Consider the following 21,190-nt stretch of genomic DNA (forward strand, 5'->3'; position numbering starts at 1 on the left):
TAAGCAGCCTGCTCAAGGGATGGGCAACGAGCAGGGGGAGACTGTCGTTATGGAAGCAAGACAACGCTTCTTTTTCCCTCTACAACTCACGCTCCACAGCGCGCCTGCACCAGAACGTTTGAGCAAGAAAATTGATCTTTCCAGCGATCACATCGGTGTTCCAACTTGCGCCTCGCTTTGTCACCTCTCTTTCGAGGATTCGCCAGCAGCAGTATCTTCTGAGGCCATATTGAACCTGGGTATCGCTTCCAGGAGCATGCGCGTGTATTCGTCAGACGGTTGGCGTATGACTTTCGTGGCCGGTCCTTGTTCCACCACCTGGCCGTGGTTGAGTACCAGGATCTCGTCAGAGAGGAGGCGGGCGCTCAGTAAGTCGTGTGTGATATAGAGCATAGCGATACGGCGTTCCCGCACCAGTTTATCGAGCAGTTGTAAGATTTCGGCACGTATTGACACATCCAGCATTGAGATCGGCTCATCGGCTATGATAATGTCAGGATCAGGGGCCAGGGCGCGAGCGACTACCACACGCTGGCGTTGTCCGCCCGATAGCTGATGCGGCAGCTTATGCTCGAACTGCTCCGCGGGAGAAAGGCCGACCGTTTCCAACAATTCGCTCACCCGTTGGCGTGCCTGCGACGCGTTGAGCCGTTCATAGTTTATCAGGGGGCGCATGAGCAGATACTGGACAGAGTGTACGGGGTTCAGGGCTGAAAAGGGATCCTGGAAAACGTACTGCACATGCTTGCGGTAGCGGTGCAGTTCCCGACCATGCAGCCGTTCCACCCGCGTCTGGCCGAACAGGATAGACCCGTTGGTAAGGGATTCGGTGCCAGTAATCAGGCGTGCGATAGTCGTTTTGCCGCTGCCACTCTGGCCCACCAGGCCAACCACCCGGCCTGCTCGCAGGTTGAACGACACATCGTTGACCGCGACTACGGAGGTCCTTTTCAGACCTATGCGGCGCTGGTACGTTTTGCATACGCGTTCGATGCGCAGTACCTCCTCGCCTTCTAGCTTCATGGCTTTGTGCGAGGTTGCCTCGGAGAAAGCGGCATCGAGCAGCACCGGTCCCTCTTGCGGGCTCCTGGTGCGCACACTATATCTGGCCTCCCATTGATCCTGGGCGACATGGCAAGCAGTCTTGCCGTCCCACATTGGTATCAGCGAAGGCTTCACTTGCCGGCAGATATCGATCGCTTCGCGGCAGCGAGGCGCGTAGGGACAGGCTTTTGGTATTCTGGTCAAGTCAGGGGGTCTGCCGGGAATGGAACTGATTTCTACCTCCTCGGCCGCCGGGTCGGCGTAGGAGCCAAGCAAGCCGCGAGTGTATGGATGAATGGGATGCTTGAGCATGCTGGACTTCGGCGCGTCCTCGACCACTTCTCCCGCGTACATTACCAGTACGCGGTCAGACACTTCCAGCACGGTACCCAGGTCGTGGCTGATGAGTAGCACGGCGAAGCCAAGCTGGCGTTGCAAGACACGCAGGTTTTGCATGATTTCCTTCTGGACCAGCACGTCCAGGCCAGTGGTTGGCTCGTCGAGGAGCACGAACTTGGGTTCAAGGGCCAGGGCCAGGGCCAAGGCCACCCGCTGCTTCATGCCGCCCGACAATTCGTGCGGGTAAAAGCGCATGAAGGAAGGGTCTATCTTGACCATCTGCAGCAGTTCGGCTATCCGATTATGGATTTGCTTTTTGCTGAGGTTCGATTTTTCCTTCATGACATCACGGAACTGCGCTTCGATTCTGGTCACGGGATTCAGCGCGTTCATGCTACTCTGAAAGACCGTGGAGAAGTCGCGCCAGCGCATCTGACGCAGCTTCTCGTCTGGCATGGTAGTCAGCTCTCTGTCCTCAAAGCGCACGCTGCCTGCTGTGATACGGCCTGGTGGCAGCAAGAGTCGCAGGATAGCGTTACCCAGTGTAGATTTGCCGCTACCTGATTCTCCAACCAGCCCGGTAAACTCCCCGGCTTTGATGGCAAAACTGACATTGCGCACGGCGAACAGAGGCGGGCGTTTTGTGGTAGCATACGTTACGTCGAGATTCTCGACTTCAAGCAAAGCCATGATTCTACTCCTCTCGCAGTAGGGGATTGCTCAGCGCGTCTACACCGAAATTAATCAGCATCAAGCAGCTGGTAATGGCGGCCAGGGCCAGGCCGGGAGCAATCAACCAGGCCCACTGACCGGTGAAAAGCGCGCCGCCGTTGTCGGCCCAGTACAGCATCATGCCCCAACTAATGGTGCTTGGGTCTCCGATGCCTAGAAACTCCAGACCTGCTTCTGCGCCGATTGCACCCATCGCGGCACCAATATAGCTGAGTACTACCAGAGACAGCATGTTCGGCATGATTTCGCGGAAGATAATACGTAAAGGGCCGTCACCTGCGAACTGAGCCGAGGTGATATAGTCACGGACACGCAGTGTCAGTACCTGCGAACGTTTGAAGCGGGCTCCCCAGGCCCAACTAGTGAAGCCAATCACCAGGATAATGATTGTCGGACCTTTTACTGGAGAATAAGCGGCTATTGTGACCATCAGGGGGAGGACTGGCACGACCAGACCGAGATTGATGAAGAAGGACAGGATTTCGTCTACGATGCCGCCCATATAGCCCGCCACCATGCCAATGACCAGGGCGATCAGTGTCGATAGTCCCCCGCCAAGTGCGCCCACAATCAGCGACGTGCGAGTACCGTGGATTAACTGCGAAAGGACATCCTGGCCTGCCTGCGTCGTGCCCAACCAGTGCTGCCAGCTCGGCAGTTCAGAAGGCCTGAAGCTGATATCACTGGGGTTATACGGCGCGATCTGGTTGGCAAAGATCGCTACCAGGATAAAGAAGGCGAGCATAAACAGCCCCACCCGTGCTTTGCGATTGCTCCAGAGAACCTCGAACCACTCTGGCATACGGCGATGGGCCGCGGTCGTTTGCCGCTTAACCTCGTCTTGTATCGGCTCCTCGACTCCATCTGGCGCAGCAGCATTCGATCCCCGTGTGGATGTGACCCCTTCTTGCCCTGGGGGCTCTGGAAGTTTGCGATCTTGTGTGCTCATTTAATGTTCCCCTTTGCGCACTCGTGGATCGAGCAAGCCGACCACGAAGTCCGCTAGCAAATTAGCCAGCAGCACCGCTACGACAGAGAAAAGAAAGATGGTCTGCATCAGCGGGTAATCACGATTGCCGACTGCGTCGAAGAAAAGGCGACCCATGCCGGGGTAGTCGAATACCGACTCTACCAGAACAACGCCGCCCAGGATGCCGCCAAGCGACATAGCCAGGCCAGTGACATTGGGCAGGATGGCGTTACGGGCACTATAGAGCAGGGCCACCTTCCAGGGTTTCAGCCCTTTGGCGATGGCCAGCCGGGTATAGTCCTCGCGCAGCGTCTGAACCATATTATTGCGCATACCCATGATCCAACCGATCGGCCCAGTGATGAGCAGCGAGAGAGCTGGCAGCGTAGCATGGACGACAATATCCCACGCGTAATCCCAGCTAAGCTGGCGCGTCGAGGTCTCACTGAAGCCGCCGCTTATGGGCAGCCACTGGAGTTGGAAGGCGAAAACGAACAGCAGGATCAGGGCGATCCACATATAGGGGAGTGTGCCGACAAAGTTCAGGCCAACGCTGACAAACGAGTCAAAGGTGCCGTTGCGTTTCCAGGCCGCAAAGGCTCCCAGAATGTTGCCGATGATGAAACCAATGATATTGGTAGTCAGCACGAGGCCCAGGGTCCACAAGATCGACTGGCCGATCAAAGAGGTCACTGAGTAAGGGAAGTAGGTATAGGAGATACCGAATTGCCCGTGGACCAGTGTTCCCAGGTAGTCGATATACTGTTGAAAAATATTGCCACCTGGTATACCCAGCATCAAGCGGATGGCGTGTACCTGGGCCGGATCAATTGCTTTGTTCTGGCCAACCAGTTTCCGCACAATATCCTCGGCAGGATCACCTGGTTCCAGTCGTGGGATGATAAAATTCAGCGTCACTGCCGCCCACAGCGTCAGCAGAAAAAACAGGATGCGTCGAATGAAATAGAGCATAGCAGGTTCCCCCTCGGAGAGCAATGCGGGAATTACGTGTGATAAACGTTTTTAGAAAATGCTACCAAATGTTGTCAAGAGATGATATCTCTCCTCTTTCCGCTTTTCGTTCGTTCTGTTAGAATAGGTCTGTGAAAGCACCTTTTCAACTCAATACTGCTTGCAGGTTCCAAGGTAAATCGGTTCCTTGGGTAAAAACAGTACCGTGTTTGCGATACACGATGACTGTATCGAATGCTTTCAAGTAATCCCAAACTCCCGCTTGCGGGCATGGGATAGAGGCCGTGGCAGTCCGGCCAGTGGGTGCTCCCACAAACTGAGCAATGCTTGTCATTGTTTGGGTGAACTGTTATCCGGCAAGATAATCTACAATCTAGTCATAGACAAATGGAATAGTGGAGGATGCGCGCGGGATGAAGCGCGCACCCTCCAGGCTCCTGGCCGCCAGATTATTAGCCTGGGCTTTGCCTCAAATGAGTAATGATGAGTAGGCTATCGCCGGGTTTGGCATACGGATTGGTGGCATCTGGCCAGCCCACCGCCCTCTTGGTACTGAACTCGAACCAGTTCGCGCCGTACCAGAGCGGTACATCCGGGAAATTCTGGTAGCTGTACTCGGCCAGTTGAGCCACGGCTGTTTTTTGTTGATCGCTGGTTAATGCCTGTTGGAGATCGTCAAGCAGTTTATCGACCGCCGGATTCTTGAAGTGGATATAGTTCACGCTTGGGTCTACCCGGCTGTTGAGGTAGTTGTAGTTCTCGTACATGTTGCAGGAGCCTCCATGTACGCTGAACAACATATCATAGTCAGCTGCTTTGCGGCGGGACTCAATGATATCGGGCGCCGGCGTTTGCACATCCACCGTGAAGCCCAGTGCATTGAGGTTTGACTGAATAACCTGGGATGCTTGAATCCAGTCGGTCCAACCATTCTGCACCAGGAAGGTGATTTTGATCGGCTTGCCGTCTTTGCCCTGGATCTTACCGCTGGCGTTCTTTGTGTAACCGGCCTGGGTGAGAATGTCAAGTGCCTTTTGCTGATCGAAAGGAAAAATTCCCATGTTCGGTATATCGGAGGGAATGAAGTTCGCCTGGCCGGGTACCGACAGGCCGGTCTGGCTGGCCGGCTGGACGTAGCTGAACTCGGCTTTCTGAGAGATCTCCTGTCGATTAATCGCATAGGCCATGGCATGACGGAAAGCGACATCGTTGAACGGTGCTTTGGTCAGGTTCATGCCCAATGAGATTTCACCACCTGCTGGGAACCAATAGTGATTGTGCTTCGGGTCCCTGTCAACATAGGTCTGCTGGACGCTGGGCACGAACATGGCATTCCAATCATACGCGCCTTGGGCCAGCTTGAGTTCTTCGACCTGGTTGGGGGGGGTCTTGTGGAAGGTGATGTGCTCAACCTTGACATTATCGGCTTGCCAGTAATTTGGGTTGCGCTGGAGTACCAATTCTTCCTGGTTGAAACTCTGGACTGTAAATGGACCGGTTACAACGGGCGTTGGATCGGTGAACGTAACCGGGTTGGAAACCTTCTCCCAGGTATGCTTGGAAACGATAGCCTGGTTCAGAATGCGCTCGAATATTGGTACCGACGGCACCTTGAACTTGAGGACAACCTGGTTCGTACCCAACTTCGTGATGGTGCTCAGGCTTGACATGATGCCGTTGGTATCAAGGGCAGGATACTTCTGCATCATATTCATGGTGAAAACCACATCATCTGATCCAAAGGGTTGTCCGTCACTCCATTTCACACCATCGCGTAGAGTAAAGATAAGTGTTTCCGGGTCTTGCCACTTATAATTGGTAGCCAGCCAGGGCTGTACCTGGCAGGAATAGGTATTCTCAACCATCAGCGGCTCGTAAAGATAGCTGGGTCCGTTTATCAGGGCATTAGGCGAGAAGGGATTGTAGTTGACCTGTGGGTTATCCCCGCCGCCGAATCCCGCGGCATCGAGGTTCGCGATCATGCCATTCCCACCGGTGGGTTGCGTTCCGCTAGGCTGCTGACCTCCGCATGCGGAGAGGATCAATATCAGCAGGAGGAGAAGAGACGTGAAAGGAATGAAACGACGTTGTTTAGCCATCACTTTACCTTTTACCTGAAACTAATTCGTAGCCCTCTCGACAAAGGGCCGTATGTAACATCGTCCGGATCAGTTAAGAAAACACGCAAAATACTGGGTATGATTTGCTCGTCTGCAAAGAACATCATGTCCTTCACGGAATAAAAGCTTCCCGTTGTGCTCAATGGCTTCTCCTTCGAGTAGTTGGGATTAACTGGAGAACAAGGCAGCGGCTGTGCTGTTCTCGTTTTGCCGGCTATCCCATGATTGGCCTCCATGCGTTTTTGGGTATCCCTCCTTTCTGATTCCGGCCCGGACGGGTGCCCCCCCCCGGAGCCAGGAGCGTGCCACTGTTTGCTCATGCTTCCAAACGGAGGATGAGCCGGTCATCAAGTGCCGCGGATTTGCGGGGAGTGATAAACTGTCGATCTCCGTGTCTTTCCACATCGTAATCCTGACCAGGAGCTAGCGCCTGTGGACTAACTATGACGATGGTGTCTTGGGCCTGAGTCAGGCGGAACTCGATGGTTCCCTCTGTCCTGCCTGCTATCTCGGCTGTAGAGTAGACGATGCGCGTATCGCCGATAGACAGATTCAATGGCAGCATCAGTCCCTCTCGACGTCGTAGTAGTAGGGAGCGGCCTTCGAAGAGAGGCTGCCCATATTCGGTGATGTAAATTTCTTTGTCGAAGCCATCAAGGTTCAGGATGTGCAGGAGCCTTTCTCCAGTTGCCGTAGCAGAGGTAGTCATGAAAATGCCGTTGTCCTCGCAGTGATGGTCCAGGGCGGCTTGTGCGCCGAGTCGTTCCAGGATCGTGCGAAACAGGGAGACGTCGCATGGATAGGCTGCCGAGATGATCACGGCGCGTCCCTGGCCCACCTGGATATCAAAACCGCAGGCTTCCCCGGTGCCCGACGCCCTCAGAAGCACCTCGCCCCTGGCTGGCTCGTAAAAGCAAGCACGATCGGTACGCACCTCGGGACGCGGAGCAGCCCACCCCTCGGCCCGCAGTGAGAGAAAGTAGCGATGAGTGGCTTCGCGCGCCCCGGCGGGTTTCAAACCCAGAGTTCTGGCGAGCATGTTTGCTGGTTGGCCTTCCATATCGAACAGCGGCACTTCTCCATAGAGTAGCAACTTCCCCCCTGCCTGCAGGTAGTTCACCAGCTTATCCTGCAAAGCACGATCCATATATCGTGCCGAAGGCAGCACCAGCACCGGAGTGCTCTGCGGATCGAGTCGCCCGTTCTGTACGTCCAGCGCGCCGAAGCGATAGCAGGCAAGCAGCATGGCCCTGGCGACCGCTTCCCAGGCGTCTCTGCCTCGGCTGGCTTCCAGGCTCCTTACAATCTCATTCATCCCAGTACTCGATGGGTAGCGGTATTCAGTCATGTAGTAGTCGGGAATGAACGCAAATGCCAGGGAATCGTGTTCCTCGTACATGGTCGCGAGTTTGTCTGCGACGGCGGAGATGGCTTTGTTGGCCCTTGCCAGCGGCCAATATGAGTAGTTGATCTTTCCTTCGGGATTCACCGGGGCCGCGAAGCCATGGCGCTCACCAGTAAAGGCGATGCGATCATTGCCGTCATGGACAAGCTCTGGGAGAAGATAGTTAATCCCCCCGCTAAAGAGATAATAGCTGAGCAGCTTGTTGCCCTGAGCCATGCACATGCGAATTTTAAAATCGGTTGTCGAGGGATCATGGCGACTACTGTTACTCCCACCGTAGTCACCGTCGCCACTCTCGAACTCTACGGAAGTCAAGGGCTGATCGGGCAGGTTGACGGCATCCATGAATGCGTTCATCAGGTAGAGGTCCTGGAAGTTGCTGATTTGTAATTCGCCCAGATAGTGATCTGAGCCAGCTATATAGCCCGGTACTCGGGTGTATGCTTCGTAGAGCTGGCTGATACCGATTGGGAAGGAGAGACCTCGGCCCGCGTCGGTACCGTGGACATTGATAATGAACGGCACACCAGTGACCCCGAACTCCTCGGCGTAACTGCGCAGGGTGGACACATAGCGGGCGAAGCGGTCCCTCATATAGTAGCCGAGATCGTGGCGCAGCGCGGTCGCGAAATTCTCTTTGGGCGAGCGCAGTTCGGCATCGCGAATCTGGGTGTTGTCTAGCGCGAACGGATAGCGTGTTTTGAGCGCGGCAGACGTGTAGTGGTGTTTCAACCAACCGGTGAAGTCAGCCAGCACATTTGTGGTGAGGTCGGGACGATTGCTGACCCAGGAGAGCATGCCCACTTCGTTGTCGAGCTGAACCGCAATGATGTTGCCGCCTCTCGTGTATAAGCGAGGAGCTATGATTCCCATGACATGACTGTACCAGCGGCGTACCTCCTGTAGAAAGGTGGGCGCCAGGTAGTCAACGGTATGGGTCGGCACCGGTTGGCCATCCCAGCTGAGCGGCACGATCTCTGGATGCTTGGTGTAAAGCCAGAAAGGCAGGCCCTCGTTTTTCATCTCGGCCATGATGAAAGGACCAGGACGAACAAAGAAATAGAGACCGTTATCTTTGCATAAGTCAATAAATGCGCCGAGATCGAGTTCCGGGAGAGTCCGGCCTTCCAGGTCAACCCGTCCCTCGTACTGTTCGTGGCACAGCCAGGGTATGTAGGAGGCCACGGCATTGCAGCCCGCCTCCTTCAGCTTGGTGATACGATCCTGCCACTCTGCACGTTTGAGACGGAAGTAGTGGATCTCGCCTGCGAGAATGACACGAGCCTGGCCATCTATCAGAATTTGCTTGTCTTTGATCGTGATCATTGGTGATCAGTGCCTTTCACTGTTGTTTCAAACGATTACTATGCTCTTCCTTGTGTGTCACCGGTCATCCCCGATGGGTCTCTGGTCGGGAACCAGCCGGACCCTGAGAATCCCGGGCATGGGTAGATCGAGTGCCAAAGACACACATCCCGCGAGGGGGCTGAGGGTGGGCAGCGGCGTCTCATCGAGTGTGTCGGCCCTGTGCAGCATCTCCCATTCTTCTGGCGTGGGCCAGTCTCGTTCAGGCGACCAGTGGGCGGCAATGTTCGAATGCGTGGCATCGATGCGAGCAAGAGAGCCACGGTAGAGAGGTGCTGCAAGCTGCTCGATGCGGACCAGCAGGCGGCGATCCAGCAAGTCATTGCCGGTTACCATGGCCTGGTTCAGCGTTCCATTCCAGAGCAGGAGGTCGATCGAGCCATCAGGTTTGCGGCTCGCCCAGGCGTCTACTAGCGAGCCGGCTCCGTCTCCTTGGAGATCAAGTTGTACAAGCTGTGTGCCTAGATCCTGCGCGAGAGCCAAAGCCAGGTACCTGGGTTTGCGCAAATTGCCAATGGTCAGCAAGCCAAAGCCGCCGTGCAGGAGGCGCGGAGCCCGTCCTAGTTCCTCGAAGTGGTCGCTGACTACCCAGTAAGCCAGCATATCGGCTTTGCCCTGTGCTCGTTTTATCCCGTGGAGCAAAAACGTGGCGGCAAAGACCGAGTCGTTCACAGGTGCGAAATGCGTTGGGCTGACTCCCCATTCGGTCCACCAGACATGCACATGTTCGAAACCAGCTGCATAGAGCAGGCGGCGTACATCGAGCGGCAGATTGCCGTAGGTATGGGTTGAGAGAAAGTCCAGGGGGGCCTGGACCTGGCGAACGAACTGCAAGAAGTCCCCTAACCACTCCGCCGCTGCCGTAGCAGGGCCGCCAACCAGCAGGCGGCGGTCAACGGCTTTGATGGCACGTGCAGCCAGATGATAGAGCTTAAAGTAATCCTGCTGAGAGGCCGTCCAGAAAACCTTGAGATTGGCTTCGTTCCACACCTCAAAGCCCCAACTGGCCACTTCCTCGATGCCGTAGCGCGCAACCAGGTGCGAAGCAAATTGATAGATGAGTTCTTCCCAGGTCTGCCAGTCACGCGGCGGCGAGATAAGTGAGCCATAGGTAAAGACGGTTTCTGTCGTAGAAGAGGCCAGGTCGCGTGGCATAAACGAGAGTTCAATAATCGGGCGTAGCCCCAGGTTTAACAGGCAATCATAAACATCATCTATTATCTTGAAATTGTAAATAATCTCGCCATTCGTTTGTTTGTAAACGTCCAGGTCATCGTTCAAAATAGCGTGTGCCCGGATATATTGCGTGCCTAATTCAGTTCGTGCTAGGCGAAGAGCTTCCGCAAACTCTGAGCCGATTTGAGAACCACCAGGCCCTTCCGTATGAAAGAGCAGCGAAAGATGTTCTGATCCTAGTGTGTGCCAGATACGCTGAATATGTCCACCAGGCGTTTGCGTTTTAACAGTCGCCAGCATCGTCTCAGCGACCTTGGCATGTGAGCATGCTTGTACGGCAGCGGAGAGTTGGCTAGGAGAAGAACTGGTATCGGCAAGGGAAGCCACAGTGTACCAATAAACAACGCCAGGCTTGCCAGTGGTATCAGCGTACGGAGCATCAGGCACAGCCAGTACATCACCACCTCTATGATCGACAATGGTAAAGGGACCATCAGGTGATTCGCTGCGATAAATCAAATAGCCAATCGCGCCTTCAACCTTACTCCAATGCAGCGTAACCTGTCCTGATCCAGCTTCGGCTCGCAGATCGCTCGGAGGATGGAGTTCGGTTACAATTGGTTCCCACTCTTTGAGTGTCCCCGCGTCAATACGCTGACTGACTTGTTTCTCCCACTTATCGCGGGCACTGGAACGCTTATCCATGATCACATCCCTTTTTCTCACGAATGTACACAGAAATTGAATACCGTGTAGAGCGGCTCGGTCAGACGGTTTGCGGCCAGTACAACGAGCAATGATAAAAAGAAAAGTCTTATATGACGCATATCAGCCATTTGACTATAGAAAATCTGAATCAGTATCTTAAATAGAATTTACCCGCGAAAAGATATAACATAATTACGACATCGTGTCGATTTCATCCTGAAAAAGGTCCACATCCTTCCTTTTATTCGGCCAGTTTTTCCTGTCGTCCGAAAGGAGAGAGATGAATAGTGCCAAAACCTATCAAAGAACCTGCCCCGGCATCGGCGCCCCTGCCGCCCCAATACATAAGCTCTGCTCGCAAAGTGTTTCAGGGATTCCCACTGGCGCGATACGCCAGGCCGTGGCTATTGCAGCATGTGCCTCTAAGATGAGCGTCTCCGTGACCTCACTTGTTGAATTTTGTGTTCTTTCCCTCCTAGCCATTTAATTGATACTTTCAATTTAGTATAGTATAAAATCTTTACCTGGCTATGTCAAGTTATTCACGTTCGGAAAAAGTCTGGTTATTTGGGATTTTCCCCTGCGTGCAGATGCTTTCTTCGACCAGTTCAGCCCAGAGAGAACCCCGAGAGTGTCCCTGTCTCATAGATTTTGCGGATAACCAGCATCGCTGCACCTTGCAATGGAGCCTGCTTTAGGTGCGAACTTACCACTTGAACGGAGTTGTATAGAGGAGCAGCCAGGAAATCACGTACCTGCTGCTGGATACGAGCTGCCATAATATGTGCGAGCTGATCGAGGTCGCCAGTAAGAATGACCATTTCTGGTGCAATCAAGTTGACGATATCGATCACCTCGTGCCCCAGATAGGTTGCGATTTGTTGGATGACCTCGATGATCTCTTTATGGCCAGCTGTATAGAGCGTTGCGATCTGATTCACCGACACCGTTTCTGGGGCGAGCGAGGCGGCCTCAGCCACCTGTTGAATAATTTCCGGGATAGATGCGTAGCAGGTCAGGCATCCACGCCTGCCACATTCGCATAACTTGCCCTTAATGTCAACGCTATTATGGGAAAGTTCGCCGGCCATTCCTCGCATCCCATAGTAGACTTCGCCATTGATCACGATGCTCGCACCAATCCCCAGGGAACAATCAATACAGACAAAGTCGTTGGCATGTTGTCCCTCGCCAAAATATTTCTCAGCCAGGGCCATAGCATTCGCATCATTATCAATGAAGATCGGTTGTTTGAAGCGTTCTGTTAAAACGCTCCTGAGGGAAGGGGAAAAAGGCTCCCGCAAACCGTGTGCTTCGGGTAAATACGTCTGACCTGTTGAGGGATCAACCGGGCCAGGGAAGCCAACGCCTATTCCGATCACCTCCCGATTCATGACCTGAGCTCGTTCTAAAAGCAGTTCAACAGCCTGCTGCAGGCGGGCAATCGTATACTCTTGCTCGTCGAGCAGATTCAGTCCGCCAAAATGGATATTTTCCCCCACATTGCCACCCAGATCGACCAGGGCTGCCGAAACGGCCGTGCGAGCCAGGGAGACACTTACTATATAAGCGGCCTTGGCATTAATCTTGAGCTGTGATCGAGGGCGGCCAACAGGCGCTTCGGTGGCACCGATCTCAAGGATCATCTGATCATCCAGCAGATCATCAACAATATGGGTGATAGTTGCGGGATGCAAGCCAGTAACTGTTGCGAGCTCTGCCCGCGAAATGCTCTTGAGATCCCAGATGGCGCGATATACTAAGCCACGGTTATTACGGCGTAAGCCTTTGAGACTGGTTCCTCCATAGCTCCGGTTGCGGAGTTTTGCGTTCATGTCTCTTCTCGCTCTTTAATTGATATTTTCAACTTAGGGTGTAAAGTATAAAATCCTTTCCCAGCATTGTCAAGCCACTTCTCACGGGGGTATGGTTCATTTTTGCAAACCCATCCATTGAAGCCAAAAGGAGGAGAGGAGATAATAAGATAGGGTTGTGCTGCAAGAAGTAAGCTGAGATGCTAGAAGCCCTGATTGCCTCAGAAATGCCGGTATCCTGGAGAGAGGATACCCAAACACGAATGGTGTATCATGAAGCGCTCTGTCGATCCAGCCTCAAGTCAATGCTCGCCTACTATCAGCAAAATTACCCTTATCCACCATATACCTATCAGGAACCACAATCGCCCTCTCACATTGAAGCACCTGTTCTTCAGTTTCATGGGCTAGAGGACAAATACCTGTTGGCCTCAGGACTGAACGATACCTGGAAGTGGATTGCCCGTGATTGGACGCTCATTACATTTCCTGGTGTTGTCGGCCACAATATTCATCACCACGCGCCAGAATTCACCAGGCAAGCCAGGATTGAATGGCTTGCCTGGCATACACCAACCTAAACATCTTTTCGGGTGCCTGGTATGACATCCTCCTCCATGAACAAAAGCCACATCTTCTGCTTGCGACCATGCTGTCCCGCAATGTTTTACCACACACGATTCTTCCTGGCACTACGATCCTTCCTGGCGGAAGAATCGTAGTGCCCAGAGACGCTGAGGTTCTTGGACTGAGAAGAAAGGAGATTTCCCCCTACTGCAGTTTTGATCGCAGAGGCGAGCGACTGAATATCAGCAAATCGTTGCCAGTAATTTTGGGCTAATGCTCTGGCAATACAGTCACTGAGCTCAGGGGACAGATGGGGCATTTTCACCCTGGGTGGATACGTCAGGACTGAGAACAAGGATAGTGGAAATCAGTCTTGTGATACACTGATAGTCCTAGAGGACATCATTATAAGGAGAGCATCATGAACTGCCCGCACTGCGCATCCCCAACCACGAAAGAACAGCGCAAGAAAACGACACTCGGCTATTCCACGTTCTCCTGCATGAGATGTCACCGCACCTTCAACGAGCGAACTGGTACTCCCTTCAATTATCTCGAATATCCGACCGATATCGTGCTCCTCGTCGTCCTGTGGCGGCTTCGCTACAAGTTGAGCCTGCGTGATCTCGCTGAAATATTTTTGGAACGCGGTTTTGTGTTCACACATGAGACCGTTCGAGAATGGGAAACTCGTTTTGCCCCTTTACTAGCGGAGAGACTGCGCACCAAGCGACACGGACAAGCAGGTCGATCCTGGTATGTCGATGAAACCTACGTCAAAGTGCATGGGAAGTGGTGTTATCTGTATCGAGCCATTGATTCGGATGGCAACTTGGTGGATTCGCGCTTGAGCGAGAAACGAGATATGGAGGCTGCTCAGCACTTTTTTCAGCAAGCACTCCAGACAGTTGGCCATGCACCAGAGCAAGTGACGACGGATGGGCATGGCTCCTATCCACGAGCGATTCGCGAAACACTCGGTAGCGACGTTCTCCATCGCTGCAATCCGTATCTGAACAATCGACTGGAACAAGACCATCGCGGGATCAAACAGCGTTACTACCCAATGCGAGGCTTTGGAAACGTTGAGTCGGCATCTCGTTTTTGTCGTGCCTTTGAGGAGGTCCGTCAGTTCTTTCGCTTTCGCACCACTATGAACCAATCAGTGTCTCTTGCCCACCAACGTATGATGTTTTGTCAGCGTTGGGTAGCCTTACAAGGGATGTTGGCTGCTTAAACGCTGAGAACGATCCTGTTCAATTGAGCACAGGTCTTCCTGTTCTCAGTTCTGACGCTTCCGTTTTTTTATACGAATGCCGTGCCAGCTTTAAGCGCTCCCTCTGCTCCGTTGCGCCTGGACTTCGAGTCAGGCGATTTATCTTTCTGGAATGCTGAAGGGGCGGCCTTTTTGAATCAACCAATACGCGGGCATAAATTTACCACCAGCCAGGTCAGGCCCGGCCTGATTACGGTAGGCGGTGATTATTGGGATGGCCCTCATCCCGTAGGTCACAAGGGCGACTACTGGATCAGCACCGAGAATCACCTGACAGGTACATTGACTTCCGATGAATTTCTGCTTGAGCAAGATACCCCCTGGTTCAACTTTCTCATGAGTGGCAACGAGGACATGCGTGTACACAGCGTCTCATTGCTTATCAAAGCCACGCGCACCAACGCCAGAAAGTTCGCTGGAGCCTATCCGCGCGTGCGTCTGGCCGACGTAGGAGACTTCTATCAGATCTTTCAGGCAACTGGTCATGGGAATGAAATCATGCGCCGAGTTTCGTTCAATGCCAGCCAGTTTGTGGGAGAGTACGGGCGTATCCGTGTCACCGACAACGCTACATCAGGCCATATCAATGTTGACGATTTCCAATTTTCCGATGCGCCTCCGCAAACACTTCCACTTGAGGCCAGCGCGGTCGCGGTAGATGCTAATGCGCCGGTCTGGGGCTTTGCCGATCTGCACTCACCCCCTATGGCGCATCTGGCCTATGGCGGTGTGATCTTCTGGGGCCAGCCAGATGGACCCATCGATACGGCCCTGCCCTGGTGCACGCCGGCACACGGCGCTGGGGGTACTGGCATCGGCGGTCAAAACGGCAACGTGCTCATGACTTTATTTGAGCAAGCCGGCTATGGTTCGGGTTTAGGACACCTCGTTGGAGGCTACCCCCAGTTCGATGGATGGCCTAAGTTCACGACCACAGTTCACCAGCAAATGTACATTGACTGGATACGCCGTGCGTTCGATGGCGGGCTGCGCCTCCTGGTGGCTCACGCCGTCAATAACGAACTGCTGGCCAGCCAATATAATGGCAATGTGCCATATGATGACGTGAGCGCGGTGGAAACGCAGATTGCGGCTATGAAGACCCTGATAGCCAATCACTCGGACTGGATGCAAATCGCTTATTCCTCCAGCGAGGCCCGCAGCATTATCCAGCAGAACAAGCTGGCCATTGTGCTGGGCGTGGAAGTCGATTCTATCGGGAATTGGAAAGATCCGAGCACGCTGACGCCAAGCGCGATCACGACCTATCTCAACCACCTCTATAATGATCTGGGCGTTCGGCACCTTTTCCCCATTCACCTGACAAACAATGTGTTTGGAGGTGCCGCTATCTACAACGACTTGTTCAATGTGGATAACTTTTACTTGCACAACGACTATTTCCAGGTGCAAGACGGGAGCACGCTGGGTTTCCAGTTCCGCCTCGAAGTTGATCCGGGACCGGCAATTGCCATCACGCGGGTAACGATGGGCTATAACCCACCGGACGCTGAATATCAGCAGTTCAGCCAGGGCCATATGAATACAGTCGGTCTGAACAGCCTGGGCAGCTTCTTTATCCGCAGTATGATGCACCTGGGCATGCTCATCGAGATCGATCATATGTCTTACAAAGCAGCCGAAGACACCCTGACGCTGGCAGAGCAATATAACTATCCCGTGGTCTCCGGCCATTCATCCTTTCAAGAGCTGACCTGGAAGTGGCAGAATGAAACCCAGAGTATCCATAAATGCTCCGGCGAACAGAATAAAACACCGGAGCAAGTCCAGCGCATCCGCAATCTAGGCGGGATTATCGCGCCAATCGCGAATCAGATGGATATTCGTTCCGTGGGAGATCCCCTCCCGACGCTTGCGGGCAAGGTCCCGAATGACGCCGCCGGTTCATCCAAAGCATGGGCCCAGGCGTATCTCTACGCCATAGAGAAAATGGGCGGACGTGGCGTTGGCATCGGGACGGATACCAACGGCCTCGCGAAGTTCAACGGCCCGCGCTTTGGTCTCAACGCCAGTTATTACATCGATGGCGCGGGAGTAGACGCGGGGCGCGATCCCTTGCGTGCAGGTCAGGTTGCGGCTCAGGGCAATGGCGTGATGTACGACCAGCCGATTCTCGATGTGCGCCATTATCGCTTTGAAGGTATACTTGAGGGGAATGTCTACGATGCGACGGATCGCGACATCTGGCAGGGGGTCGGACTATACTATGCCGGACTCAATCCCTGGACAAACTCAAGTATCCCTGACATCAATGGTACGGTGGCCAACTTTGCCAAAGGGTTGTTCGCGACTGACGCCGCTCAACTGGAACTTCCCACCATTTTTAACGGCAATACTCCATGGGAACAGAGGGCCGCGTTCTTAGTGAAAACAGGCCAGACGCCGGGCACATCAGACCCGCAGACTGTGTATGATCTCTATCCCAAAGTGCTGGCGATCTGGAACAAGTGGCTGGCAATGCAGGGCAACAATACACCCTTGACACGTAGCTATGCCGGGCAACGCGATTTTGATATCAATCTGGATGGCGTGGCACACTACGGCATGTTCCAGGATCTGAAGAATGTTGGATTGACCGCTACGGACCTGGCACCGCTTTTCAGTTCAGCGGAGGACTATATTCAGACCTGGGCGCTTTGTGAGAGCCGCAGCCTGACACTGTAGAGCAACGCGCATTGGTTGCGGAACACGACCCAGGGAGGTGCCAGGGGATCCTAATCCCCTGGCCGGAGCCCCCCTCTCTCCGCTTGCGTCGATGAGTAAAGGGGAACCTGAAGGGTTACACAATTTATTCGACAAATGACACATTTTAGAGAAAGAAGTAAACACTCATGGATCTCAGTCAACCATCCAACGAGGTTGTTGCTCCTGTCGCTGTAGTCGTACCAGCGCGACGTATCTCAATCTTCGATCATATGAACATCAACGCCTTCTGGATTGCCCAGAATTTTCACTGGCAGGCGCTGTTAGCCATTGTGCTTCCCAGTATGATCGTGAAATTCCTTGGTGATGCCAACAAGGATATCAATCTGGCCATAGTAGTGATCTGGGGCACGATTGTCGCGATAGTCGTCAATCCCCTGGTTGGCGCGATATCGGACTACGCGACCTTTCGCATGGGCCGACGGCGGCCCTTTATGATCTGGGGCACGATTTTTAATGTGATCGCCCTGGTCCTTTTTGCTTTCGCACCAACCTGGTTCTCTGCGACTGGCCTGCTGGTCGCCTTTATTCTGCTGTTCATCCTGTTGCAACTGACCAATAATGTCGCCAACGCGCCCTGGAGTGCGATCATCGCGGATAATGTGCCCCAGAATCAGCGCGGGGTCACTGCTGGCTTCAATGGCCTCTTCACTCTCCTGGGTACGGCTCTGGGGGCGCTTGTTGCTGGTCTCATCGTCAATAAAAACGACAGACTGCCTATCTACCGTAACGAGATCGTGCAAATTTTTCTGTTGATCGCAGTGGTACAGATCGTGTTTGTCGTGTATACCATTGTGACGGTCAAGGAAACTCCCTTACAGACCGAGGCAAAGTTTGAACTAATGCCGGTATTGAAGCGTTTTCTCTTTAATCCGGCCCGTTATCCTGATCTTTCGTGGGTCTTGCTGGCGCGTTTACTGCTGATGATGGGCATCTGGGGAGTGTTTTACTTCCTGGAGTATTATTTCGATGATGTGCTGGGCGGTCCTGGTGTAAAGACCATTATCTTTGGCTCGGCCTTCTCCGGTGAGGAGTTTAATGGCGCGCTTTTCCAGCCTATTTTGCTGGTCGCCGCGTTGCCAGCCTCGTTAATCGCAGGCTGGATTTCTGATCACTATGGGCGCAAAGGGATGGTCTATCTCTCTGGAGCGGTGATGTCGGTTGTCTGCATTATCTTTATTCTGTTCCCCAGTCAGGGCTTCATCCTGCTCGCCGGTGTTTTCTTTGGGATCGGCTACGGCGCATATTCCAGTGTGGACTGGGCGCTGACCTGTGATGTGCTTCCGCCAACCGATGAGGCAGGAAAATTTCTGGGTATCTGGTCAGCCATGGGCATCATTCCACAGGTTGTCGGTATCACGGTTGGCGCTCTGATTCTCCAGGCACTCCGTGGCATGCCCAATCATTTAGGGTACAGCGTGCTGTTTGCAATCACCATTCTCTATTTCGTGCTCGGCACAGTGATTATCAAACAGGTCAAAGGGGTAAAATAGTCTACATGGATATCAAAAAGCTTATCAACGACATGACATTAGAGGAAAAGGCCAGCCTGTGTTCCGGGCACGATATGTGGCACACCAAAGCGATAGAGCGCCTGGGCATTTCTGCTATTCTTGTTTCCGATGGTCCACATGGCCTGCGTAAACAGCCGGAGGGTAGCGATACCTTTGGGATCAATGTCAGCATTCCTGCAACATGTTTTCCTCCTGCTTGCACAACTGCCAGTTCCTGGGACCCCGATCTGCTGCGACAAATTGGGGCCGCGATCGGCGAAGAATGTCTGCAGGAGCAGGTCTCTGTATTGCTCGGTCCTGGCGTGAATATTAAGCGCAATCCACTGTGTGGGCGCAACTTTGAATATTACTCCGAAGATCCCTTCCTCTCCGGCGAACTGGCTGCGGCCTTTATCGTAGGCGTACAGGCGCAAGGCATTGGTACCTCGCTTAAACACTTTGCTGCCAATAATCAAGAAACCAGACGCATGACCATCGACGCCATTGTGGACGAGCGGGCGCTGCGCGAAATCTACCTGCCCGGCTTTGAGAAGGCGGTCAAGCAAGCCCATCCGTGGACGGTTATGTGCGCCTATAACCGGCTGAATGGCATCTACTGCTCAGAACAGGAGCGGCTGTTGACGAGCATCCTGCGCGCTGAATGGGGCTTTGATGGTGTATTGCTGACTGATTGGGGCGCATGTAACGATCGCACGGCTGGCCTGGCGGCTGGCCAGGATCTGGAGATGCCCGGCGGACTGGACTATAACGATCAGAGCATCGTTGCGGCGGTCAAAAGCGGCCTGCTGGCCGAAAGCGTGCTCGATCGCAGCGTTGAACGGCTGCTGACATTGATCGCACGTGCGCAGGACAATCTGCGCTCGGATTACCACTATAATGCTGATGAGCACCACGCGCTGGCGCGGATGGCAGCAACGCAGTCAGCCGTACTGCTGAAAAACGACGAGAACATTCTGCCGCTTGCTACATCCGCGAAGCTAGCAATCATCGGCAATCTGGCGAAGAAGAGCCGCTACCAGGGCAGCGGCAGTTCACTTATAAACCCGACCCGCCTGGAGCACGCGCTGGATGTGTTGGGGGAGCGCAGCCTCAATATTGCCTATGCGGATGGCTACGATCGTCTCAGCGACAATGTGGATGAGCAACTGCTCGCGGATGCCTGCCAGGTCGCCAGCAGCGCCGAAGTCGTCGTTGTCTTTGTTGGGCTGACCGAACTCGCCGAGTCGGAAGGCTTCGATCGCGAGCATATGCGCCTGCCAGCGAACCAGAACATCCTGATTGAGCGTCTGGCCGGGGTCTCTGAGAACTTGATCGTGGTACTCTTGGGGGGATCTCCAGTCGAAATGCCCTGGATTGGCTCGGTCAAAGCCTTGCTCAATATGTATCTCCCCGGTCAGGCTGGCGGGAGCGCGGTGGTTGATCTGCTTTTCGGTAACGCCAACCCTTGTGGAAAGCTGGCAGAAACGTATCCGCTGCGCTACACAGACACAGCCTCCGCCAGGAACTTTCCCGGCGGCCCACTGACCGTCGAATACCGCGAAAGTATTTATATCGGCTATCGCTACTTTGATACGGCGCGCCAGGATGTCCTGTTTCCCTTTGGACACGGTTTGAGCTACACCAATGTTACCTACGACCGCATGGCACTTTCTGCGCACACGCTCACCGACAAGGACACACTCCAGGTTTCCGTGATTGTGACCAATAGCGGGTCGCGTGCCGGAGCGGAGATTGTTCAGGTCTATGTTCGCGCAGTCGCCTCGACCGTTTTCAAACCAGAAAAAGAGCTCAAAGCCTTCCAAAAGGTACTCCTCCAGCCGGGTGAGAGCACCGCAATTGAGTTGACACTGGACAGGCAAGCTTTCGCCTCTTACGATGTCGATACAGCCGCCTGGCTGGTAGAGAGCGGGGAATACGAGATTATCGCAGGCGCGTCAAGCCGCGACCTCCGCCTCAAAGAGACGGTGACCATCCAATCCGCAGATTGCGTTCCGAACCGTCTGGAGGCTCTGGCAGACTATTACCAGCTTGTGACAAATAAGGGCAAGATCACTGATGTAGCATTCGCGGCCCTGTATGGCCAGCCGTTGCCAACCAGCAACGAGACAGCGCGCAAGCCGTATACGGCCAACTCAACCCTGGGCGACATCAAAGGCACTTTGATCGGCAGAATTCTCTACCGGATTATCATCAATCTGGCAATGAAAGCAAACACCGATGGTGATCTCGAACGCCAGCTTGCCACCCGCAAGATGCTACAACGCATGATGGCAGAATATCCCCTGCGCAGCATCGCAATCTCCAGCGGAGGTATGCTGACCTACGGTATGATGGAGGGCATTGTCATGATGGCCAACAGGAAGTTTTTCCGAGGCGTGCAAAAAATGCTCGGCTCGCTGCCGAAAAGGGACAGGCACCTACTTTCTCCTCGATGATGATGACTTTCGTGTGTATTTATAAAGAA

12 protein-coding genes are annotated in these 21,190 nt (G+C 53.8%); 5 read left to right on the top strand and 7 right to left on the bottom strand.

The window, feature by feature from the left end; all coding sequences use genetic code 11:
* Positions 1-180: 180 nt before the first annotated feature.
* The 7 genes from KRAC_RS31725 to KRAC_RS31765 form a co-directional block, all read right to left on the bottom strand.
* The gene (locus KRAC_RS31725; RefSeq protein WP_007914390.1) at positions 181-2,073 is read right to left on the bottom strand and encodes an ABC transporter ATP-binding protein; all 1,893 of its coding nucleotides are present in this window, start codon (positions 2,071-2,073) and stop codon (positions 181-183) included.
* A 4-nt stretch (positions 2,074-2,077) separates the two neighbouring features.
* Positions 2,078-3,064: an ABC transporter permease gene (locus KRAC_RS31730; protein ID WP_007914392.1), complete on the bottom strand. Its 987-nt coding sequence runs from the start codon at positions 3,062-3,064 to the stop codon at positions 2,078-2,080.
* On the bottom strand, positions 3,065-4,057 hold the full coding sequence (locus KRAC_RS31735) for an ABC transporter permease (protein ID WP_007914394.1): 993 nt from the start codon (positions 4,055-4,057) through the stop codon (positions 3,065-3,067). It lies immediately after the preceding gene.
* Positions 4,058-4,509: 452 nt separating this feature from the next.
* On the bottom strand, positions 4,510-6,156 hold the full coding sequence (locus KRAC_RS31740; RefSeq protein ID WP_007914396.1) for an ABC transporter substrate-binding protein: 1,647 nt from the start codon (positions 6,154-6,156) through the stop codon (positions 4,510-4,512).
* Positions 6,157-6,493: 337 nt separating this feature from the next.
* Positions 6,494-8,908 carry a beta-galactosidase gene (locus KRAC_RS31750; protein WP_007914399.1) on the bottom strand — a complete coding sequence of 805 codons (2,415 nt, stop codon included), beginning with the start codon at positions 8,906-8,908 and terminating at the stop codon, positions 6,494-6,496.
* Between the two features lie 57 nt (positions 8,909-8,965).
* Positions 8,966-10,828, bottom strand: a complete 1,863-nt coding sequence (locus KRAC_RS31755; RefSeq protein WP_007914400.1) for a GH39 family glycosyl hydrolase — start codon at positions 10,826-10,828, stop codon at positions 8,966-8,968.
* Between the two features lie 611 nt (positions 10,829-11,439).
* A complete protein-coding gene (locus KRAC_RS31765; protein WP_007914404.1) occupies positions 11,440-12,666 on the bottom strand; it encodes an ROK family transcriptional regulator in 1,227 nt (408 codons plus the stop codon).
* Between the two features lie 179 nt (positions 12,667-12,845).
* On the opposite strand from KRAC_RS31765, the gene KRAC_RS31770 reads away from it, so the two are divergent.
* The 5 genes from KRAC_RS31770 to KRAC_RS31790 all read left to right on the top strand — a co-directional run bounded on the left by KRAC_RS31770 (position 12,846) and on the right by KRAC_RS31790 (position 21,161).
* On the top strand, positions 12,846-13,226 hold the full coding sequence (locus KRAC_RS31770; protein WP_007914406.1) for an alpha/beta fold hydrolase: 381 nt from the start codon (positions 12,846-12,848) through the stop codon (positions 13,224-13,226).
* A 407-nt stretch (positions 13,227-13,633) separates the two neighbouring features.
* On the top strand, positions 13,634-14,449 hold the full coding sequence (locus tag KRAC_RS31775) for an IS6 family transposase (protein WP_007914410.1): 816 nt from the start codon (positions 13,634-13,636) through the stop codon (positions 14,447-14,449).
* Between the two features lie 171 nt (positions 14,450-14,620).
* The gene (locus tag KRAC_RS31780) at positions 14,621-17,173 is read left to right on the top strand and encodes a membrane dipeptidase (protein ID WP_040445433.1); all 2,553 of its coding nucleotides are present in this window, start codon (positions 14,621-14,623) and stop codon (positions 17,171-17,173) included.
* A 167-nt stretch (positions 17,174-17,340) separates the two neighbouring features.
* Entirely contained in the window at positions 17,341-18,705 is a 1,365-nt protein-coding gene (locus KRAC_RS31785) for an MFS transporter (RefSeq protein WP_007914413.1), read from the top strand.
* A gap of 32 nt (positions 18,706-18,737) precedes the next feature.
* Positions 18,738-21,161, top strand: coding sequence for a glycoside hydrolase family 3 C-terminal domain-containing protein (locus KRAC_RS31790; RefSeq protein ID WP_211221358.1), 2,424 nt, complete (start codon positions 18,738-18,740; stop codon positions 21,159-21,161).
* Positions 21,162-21,190 lie beyond the last annotated feature (29 nt).

This window comes from Ktedonobacter racemifer DSM 44963, from assembly GCF_000178855.1.
GTDB classification, from domain to species: domain Bacteria; phylum Chloroflexota; class Ktedonobacteria; order Ktedonobacterales; family Ktedonobacteraceae; genus Ktedonobacter; species Ktedonobacter racemifer.

What these genes read in the sequence shown, in the direction of transcription:
- KRAC_RS31725 (WP_007914390.1), bottom strand. Translation starts at nt 2,073, where the DNA reads ATGGCTTTGCTTGAAGTCGAGAATCTCGACGTAACGTATGCTACCACA.
- KRAC_RS31765 (WP_007914404.1), bottom strand. Translation starts at nt 12,666, where the DNA reads ATGAACGCAAAACTCCGCAACCGGAGCTATGGAGGAACCAGTCTCAAA.
- KRAC_RS31775 (WP_007914410.1), top strand. Translation starts at nt 13,634, where the DNA reads ATGAACTGCCCGCACTGCGCATCCCCAACCACGAAAGAACAGCGCAAG.
- KRAC_RS31770 (WP_007914406.1), top strand. Translation starts at nt 12,846, where the DNA reads ATGCTAGAAGCCCTGATTGCCTCAGAAATGCCGGTATCCTGGAGAGAG.
- KRAC_RS31740 (WP_007914396.1), bottom strand. Translation starts at nt 6,156, where the DNA reads ATGGCTAAACAACGTCGTTTCATTCCTTTCACGTCTCTTCTCCTCCTG.
- KRAC_RS31755 (WP_007914400.1), bottom strand. Translation starts at nt 10,828, where the DNA reads ATGGATAAGCGTTCCAGTGCCCGCGATAAGTGGGAGAAACAAGTCAGT.
- KRAC_RS31735 (WP_007914394.1), bottom strand. Translation starts at nt 4,057, where the DNA reads ATGCTCTATTTCATTCGACGCATCCTGTTTTTTCTGCTGACGCTGTGG.
- KRAC_RS31730 (WP_007914392.1), bottom strand. Translation starts at nt 3,064, where the DNA reads ATGAGCACACAAGATCGCAAACTTCCAGAGCCCCCAGGGCAAGAAGGG.
- KRAC_RS31790 (WP_211221358.1), top strand. Translation starts at nt 18,738, where the DNA reads ATGACATTAGAGGAAAAGGCCAGCCTGTGTTCCGGGCACGATATGTGG.
- KRAC_RS31785 (WP_007914413.1), top strand. Translation starts at nt 17,341, where the DNA reads ATGGATCTCAGTCAACCATCCAACGAGGTTGTTGCTCCTGTCGCTGTA.
- KRAC_RS31750 (WP_007914399.1), bottom strand. Translation starts at nt 8,908, where the DNA reads ATGATCACGATCAAAGACAAGCAAATTCTGATAGATGGCCAGGCTCGT.